The following is a 1,668-nucleotide window of genomic DNA, read 5'->3' as shown; positions in this document are numbered from 1 at the left end:
GCCTGCTTCTGCCAATCCGCTTTCTGCCGTCGGACGTCCGAAAGCTGCGCATGACCGACAGCTTCCGCGATTGCCCGGAACGGTGCGCCCGCTCCGATCGCCTGAAGCTGTTCATGGTCGCCGACCAGCACGAGCTTGGCGCCGGCCCGTCTGACCTCGTCGACGAAGCGGGCAAGCTGACGGCTGCCGACCATTCCGCCCTCGTCGATGACGAAGACATCGCGAGCATTGAGCCGACTACGATCGGCTTGCCAGGAATATTCCCACGACGCCAAGGTGCGGCTCGATATGCCCGACGATTCCTTCAGGCCCTCTGCCGCCTTGCCGGCCAATGCCGCACCATGAACGCGATAGCCCTGCGCTTCCCAGGCCTGGCGGGCAGCCGCCAGCATCGTGCTCTTGCCGGCGCCGGCAAAGCCGATCACCACGGCGATCTGACCGGGAGCCGTGACATGCTCGATCGCCTGGCGCTGTTCCGCCGACAGCCCCTGCGCCGGTGACGCACTCACCGCCTGGATCGATCTGTCCTGATCGGCGATGGCCGCATCGACATGCCGCTTGAAGACACCGTGGTTTTGACGCCTCTTCATCGCAACAGCGGCTGTTGCCATCGCCCCCTCGATCGCCACCATCTCGACCGTCGAATAGCGTGCCTCGCCATCACGGCCGCGAACGCCTGAACTGTCGGGTCTGAGCTCGACGAGAGCCTTCGACGCCATGACCGCGGCAAAAGCGTTCTGGAAGGTCTGCGGATCGTCGTTGATATAGCGATGCAAAGCCCTGGCAATGTCATAGCGGTTGAAGACGCTCTTCTCGTTGGTAATCAGCTTCAGGATTTCATCCGGGCGCCTCCGGATGGTCTCGGCATTTCGGTCGGCCGATTGCCGGTCGATGCGGACGCGGGAGACTGCCCCACCCTGGCGATCGATCTGAGTGGCATGGACACCGACATGTTCGGTCGGCTCGATCGTGATCCCGGCTTCCAGATGTGAACGGTTGTCGATACGGATATCGAGGCCGGCCCTCTCAAGGTGCGTGTTGGCAAGATGCTCCCAGGCCTGTCTGAGATCCTTCAGCTGCAGTTGCGATGGCGGCAGGTGGTTGGCGAGAAGCCATCTGTTCTCCCGCTCAAGCAGCGTCTTGTCGCCAAGACCGGTTTCCCTCACCTCACGCGTCGTCATCATCAGATGCGCGTGGCTGTTGCGGATATCGCTTGCCCCACCCGGCCGATGGATCGCGAAGTCGACGGCAGCGCCATAGCGGTTGGCGAGATCTTCGGCAAAGGCACGCGTCAGCGCCAGTCGTTGATCCGGCGTCAGTTCGTGTGGCAGCGCGATTTCGAATTCCCGGGCAATACGGGCGTCACTGCGCTTCTCGGCACGCTCGGCGGCATTCCACAGGGCCGATCGCTTCATCGCCCAATAAGCAGAAGAACCAGCCGGCAAGACGATCTCGGCATGCTCGACACCTGTTCTGTTGCTAAAATCATGGGTCAGCCCATCGCGCTCGTTGGTGAGGCGCTCGGCCGCACGATAGGCGGCCGAGGCGACGGCACTGCGCCCGCCACTGCGGGCGATCGGCTTCATGCTGAAGTGATAAATCGCCATCGCTTGCCTTCGCGCCTCTGCCGGCCTTCGCTACTGGAGTTGCGCCAGCAACTCGTAAGTG

Annotated in this window: 1 protein-coding gene; it reads right to left on the bottom strand. The window is 62.9% G+C overall.

The genetic code is table 11. The features are described 5' to 3' along the window. On the bottom strand, positions 1–1,607 hold a 1,607-nt coding region (gene traA / locus AC1ECN_RS38485; RefSeq protein ID WP_477956052.1), incomplete at its 3' end, for a Ti-type conjugative transfer relaxase TraA. Positions 1,608–1,668: the final 61 nt, after the last annotated feature.

This window comes from Rhizobium sp. 01N447_2 (assembly GCF_056399245.1).
This window is presented reverse-complemented; position numbering and strand designations above follow the sequence as displayed.